The organism is Glutamicibacter ardleyensis (assembly GCF_014644555.1).
Lineage (GTDB): Bacteria > Actinomycetota > Actinomycetes > Actinomycetales > Micrococcaceae > Glutamicibacter > Glutamicibacter bergerei.
In genome coordinates, this window is the sequence record NZ_BMKX01000019.1 from 1 (window position 1) to 4,765 (window position 4,765).

Annotated in this window: 4 protein-coding genes and 1 pseudogene; all 5 read left to right on the forward strand. The window is 56.2% G+C overall.

Translation table 11 applies throughout. From position 1 onward, the window contains the following. Positions 1-18: 18 nt before the first annotated feature. Positions 19-363 carry a transposase gene (locus tag IEX04_RS18515; RefSeq protein ID WP_188687514.1) on the forward strand — a complete coding sequence of 115 codons (345 nt, stop codon included), beginning with the start codon at positions 19-21 and terminating at the stop codon, positions 361-363. Between the two features lie 50 nt (positions 364-413). Beyond that, positions 414-1,097: an IS3 family transposase gene (locus IEX04_RS18520; protein ID WP_229677255.1), complete on the forward strand. Its 684-nt coding sequence runs from the start codon at positions 414-416 to the stop codon at positions 1,095-1,097. A gap of 73 nt (positions 1,098-1,170) precedes the next feature. Beyond that, on the forward strand, positions 1,171-2,253 hold the full coding sequence (locus IEX04_RS18525) for a tyrosine-type recombinase/integrase (RefSeq protein WP_188687515.1): 1,083 nt from the start codon (positions 1,171-1,173) through the stop codon (positions 2,251-2,253). Between the two features lie 91 nt (positions 2,254-2,344). Further along, positions 2,345-4,138 carry a tyrosine-type recombinase/integrase gene (locus IEX04_RS18530; RefSeq protein ID WP_188687516.1) on the forward strand — a complete coding sequence of 598 codons (1,794 nt, stop codon included), beginning with the start codon at positions 2,345-2,347 and terminating at the stop codon, positions 4,136-4,138. A gap of 365 nt (positions 4,139-4,503) precedes the next feature. Beyond that, positions 4,504-4,749 (forward strand): annotated as a pseudogene (locus IEX04_RS18535) (IS3 family transposase); the annotation flags it as partial. Between the last annotated feature and the right edge of the window lie 16 nt (positions 4,750-4,765).

Genomic DNA, 4,765 nt, shown 5'->3' on the forward strand with positions numbered 1-4,765 from the left:
TGAACCGTCCCTGATTTGATGCCGCTGTCTTTCGAGAGAAAGATAGAAACCACGCCCAAGAAGTATCCTGCCGAAGTTCGTGACCGCGCCGTAGCGATGGTTGTGGACCGGCTCTCTGAATATCCTTCCGTGTATGCAGCGTGCAAGGCTCTGGCTCCGAAGCTGGATGTCGGCCCCGAATCATTGCGTCGCTGGGTGCTCCAAGCCCAGGTCGACACCGGTGAGAAGGACGGCCCAACCACTACCGAACTCGATGAGCTCAAGGCGTTGCGGGCGGAGAATCGGGATTTGAAGGAAGCCAACGAAATCTTGAAAGCTGCATCGATTTTCTTCGCGAGGGAACTCGACCCTCGCCGCCGCTAATCTGCCGATTCGTTGATGAGCAGCGGGCCGAAGGTCATGCGGTCGAGTCGATCTGCGCCGTCCTGCGTGAGCAGGGCGTGCAGGTCGCCGCACGAACCTACCGGGCCTGGAAAATAAGGATTCCGGCCCTGCGAGCAGTTGAAGATGCCAAGGTCATTGACACGTTACGCAGCCTCAAAGTGTTAGACGCTAAAGGAAGACCGAAGCCAGAAATCCTTTATGGCCGGCGAAAGATGACCGCTTGGCTGCGGCGCAACGGCTTCCCCGAGGTCTCCAAACACACCGTTGACCGACTCATGCGTGACGAGGGCATGAACGGCCTGATTCGTGGACGTAAGACCCGCACCACGATCCCTGGCAAGGACGGCAAACGAGCTGGCGACCTACTGAATCGGAACTTCAGCGCCAGTGCCCCTAACCGTATTTGGGTCACAGATTTCACTTACGTGCCGGTGTATTCCGGGTTCGTCTACGTGGCCTTGGTGATCGACCTGTATTCACGGGCGATCGTCGGGTGGGAAACCTCCACGGTGAAAGACACCGCCTTCGTGGAACAGTGCTTGAAGATGGCTTTATGGCGCCGAAAACACACCAAAAGACCAGTTGACAAGGGGCTTCTCCATCATTCGGACGCTGGCTCGCAATATACCTCGATCCGTTACACCGACACCTTAGAAATTGAGGGGCTGGTTCCGTCGATTGGCAGTGTCGGGGATTCCCTGTTAACCGGCTAATCCACGTTTTATACCCTTGAATTCCCCCGGAAACTCTTGACTTTCCAAAGGATGAGGTCGATGCTCATGTGTCATGAACACCCAGCAAGAGTTGGTTTTGTTGCCTTCACACGGAGCATGGAACCTCCATGGGTCGGCAGCAGCGAGGTTCTCCCAGGCTAATGATTACCTCGGCTATCTGAGTGACCGCAACTACTCTCCAGCCACGACACGAGCCTACGGTTATGACCTGTTGGCGTTCTGCCGCTGGCTACACGAACAAAATCTGACTATCGAAGCAGTTGACACCAACACGCTGATCAACTATCTGAAGTTCTGCAAGCAATCATCCGTACCAGGACGTCCAGGCCCGAATGTAATGACTTTAGACGGTCAAAGAGCCGATGGATATGCACCTGCAACGGTGAATCGCCGGATGGCAGCAGTGTCCGGGCTGTTCACATTCTTGGCGATGCGGGATCCGTGTCTCCCCAATCCTATGCCGAAAGGTCAGGAGTCCCGTTGGGTATCTTCCGCCCAGCGTTCCGGGCTTCTGGGGCATCTGGCTACACCAGCTGCCAGGTCGCCGCTACGTGTTCGCGAACCCCGCCGGCTACCAAGATCCTTGGAATCTGACGAAGTCATTGCCCTGTTTCAAGGTCTGCGGACGTACCGGGATCGTGCCATGGCAGGGCTAATGCTCTATTGCGGGCTACGTGCTGGCGAGGTACTTGCCTTGCGGATACGCGATGTGGACATCGGTGGGCGGTGGCTACTAGTGCTGGGCAAAGGATCCAAGGAACGACGAGTTCCATTAGACGTGGACGTCGCCGGAGTCATCCAAACTTACCTGCTCGCTGAACGCCCGGAATCGGATGAGCAACGGCTATTTCTCGTTGCCAAAGGAGCCAACCGCGGCCTGCCCTTGACAGCAGCTGGCCTGCGTACGATCTTCCGGTACCACCGCGAAATTTCAGGGGTTCCTGACGGCCACCCACATGCATTGCGCCATACCTTCGGCAGTGCCTTAGCAGCTTCAGGGGTGGACCTGTCCATCATGAGAGAGCTCCTGGGGCATGCCCACGTGAACACGACCGCCCGCTACATCCACCTTGTTCCTGCCCACGTGAAATCAGAATACGATGCCGCGATCAACCGCCAAAAACAATCACATTGAACCGCCTCTGGATCTCGTTGGCGCTTACCGCACCTACTTATCCTCCACTCACCGCGGGTCGGAACCGTATTTTTCAGCAGCAAGAACGTTCATGCTCCGATATCCAGACCCGGCGAAGTGGAGCCAAGAGCCGCTGGAGCGGCGGCTGGAGGCGAATAGCGGCACTAGAGCTTTCGTGCTTTATCTGATGGTCACCAAAAGGATCCGCGGGGACTTCCCGTATCTGCTTGAGCGGAAATTAGCCAACATCTTCGTTGAGGTCCAGGGAACTGATTACGAAGATGATCTCAGATTTTTCTCTGCTCAAGCCCGCAAGGTGGGGTTCAGCGAACGCGTCAGTGCGGCGATGACGACCAGCGTCATCGCTAAGATCCTGCTGCGGACTCAACAGCCACTTACACAGATCACGAGTGCTGATTTAGAGGAATTTGAAACTTGTTGCCGAGCCCGAGAAGCCCAGACCGGCATGTCAGCCCGTCCATTACTCGTGCTGAGTTCTTCAACCCGCCAGGTCTTGTTCCATGCACACCTGCTTGCCAATCCACCTCTGAGCAGGACCCAGCGGGTACCGCTCAAGGATAGGGTCGGCGCAGTGAACGGTCCCTTTGCACAGTTTCTTCTGCGGTATTTGGAACGTAAGGAAGTGACCTGCACTAGGAAAACGGTCAGTAGCCTGGCAACACGATTAGCGCATTTCGGGCAGTTCGTCACCGAAGCAGATCCATCATTAGCTTCACCGGCTGAGCTAACTCGTCGTTCTCATATTGAACCGTATCTGGTGTCTTTGCCTCGAAGCCCCAATACGAAGAGCTCCGGCACGCTTTCCGTAGCGGAACAATCACGACGGGTCAGGGCTGCCGGTAACTTCTTACGTGAAATTACCGAGTGGGGATGGCCCGAAGCTCCTCCACGGCAGTTGTTCTTCCGTTCTGATGTTCCTAGGCTTCCTCGGCCACTGCCACGTCATTTGCCCCCGGATGCCGACCGGCTCCTAGCCCAAGAGCTCCTGGCCTCGGACTATCGTCAGGCTGCCGATGCATTGCTGCTTCAACGAGCGTGCGGGTTGCGCATTGGCGAGTTGCTGGACTTGGAACTGGACTGTGTTCATGAGATTCCCGAGGCAGGGACTTGGCTGAAGATTCCGCTGGGAAAGATGAAGACCGAGCGTATGGTTCCGCTGGACCCGGACACCCTGGCTTTGGTTGATCGCATCATCGCAGAACGTTCGCCGGGCCAGCCGTTGGCTCATCCACGCACGGGGAAGCCCGCCCAGTTCCTTTTCACTCATCACGGACGCCGGTTGGGAGAAAGCGCTGTTCGGCTCGAACTAAACCGAGCTGCGCAAGCCGCCGGCCTGGGAAAGATCACTCCTCACCAGCTTCGTCATACTTATGCGACTGCGTTGATCAATGCCGGGGTCACCCTCCAGTCCTTGATGGCTCTCTTGGGCCATGTCTCAGCGGAGATGAGTTTGCGTTATGCATCCTTATTCGATTCAACTGTCCGCACCGAATACGAGCGTGCTTTGGACTTGGCGAAGTCACGCATCGGATTACCTGACCTGAAAGAACACCGTTCGCTGCTTCCGTTGAGTGATGTTTCTGTTGGCTCTTGGCACGATACCGCGACAATTAAGTCACGGCTTGCTGGCGGGCATTGCCTGAGGTCCCCAGCCCAGCAGGCGTGCCAGTATGCGAATATATGCGAGCACTGTCCGAGCTTCCGCACTGAGGATTCGAATCTTCCAGTGCTCGAAGCACAACGTAAGGACGCTCTGATCTTGGCGCAGGACGCAAAACGCCGAGGCTGGGACAGCGAGGTGCAACGGCATGAAGCATTGGTGACTCAATTGGATCTGCTCATCGAGAGGACACGCACGGCGTGAAGCGAAGCGAGTCTCAACGAGTCATTGAGAAGGCCCTGCTGACATTGCGAATGCAGGGACGTACGGTGACGTTTCGGGCGGTAGCTGAACTCGCTGGGCTTTCCCGTTCCACGCTCTATCGTTCTGCTGGGCTTCGTGAGCTGATCCAGGAGTGCCGAGAGGGATCCGCGCGGCTAGGTGGCCGTGCGATTTTGCTTGGATCTCCTGCTCGGGTTGACGTGTTCGGTTCGGGTTCTTGGAATCAGGGGAAGCCGCTCCTGCAGAGTGATGACCGGGCGTGCAACAGGGAGTGCAGAGAAAAATAGAATTAGCCGGATAAGGCGTAGCCTAGCTATTTTTTAGCCGGTTAAGCTTACGACAATGCGGCTGCCGAAACGGTCATGGGATTATTCAAGAATGAAGCCGTGGCCAAGGGTTCTCCCTTCCGTAGTGGTGCGTTGAAGACCGAATCAGATGTCGTTGAGGTCGTTTTCGACTGGGTCTTTTGGTACAACAATGATCGCTTGCATTCCTCGCTGGATCACCAAACTCCCGAGGAATTTGAGCGTGCCTACTATGATGAAATGACAGGCTCGTTTCCCGACGCTGCCGCACATAAGACGGCGGCATGATTTCCGGGACGGTTCA

Excerpts from the sequence above, each read along its gene's own strand:
- IEX04_RS18515 (WP_188687514.1), top strand. The coding sequence starts at position 19 with ATGCCGCTGTCTTTCGAGAGAAAGATAGAAACCACGCCCAAGAAGTAT.
- IEX04_RS18525 (WP_188687515.1), top strand. The coding sequence starts at position 1,171 with ATGAACACCCAGCAAGAGTTGGTTTTGTTGCCTTCACACGGAGCATGG.
- IEX04_RS18530 (WP_188687516.1), top strand. The coding sequence starts at position 2,345 with ATGCTCCGATATCCAGACCCGGCGAAGTGGAGCCAAGAGCCGCTGGAG.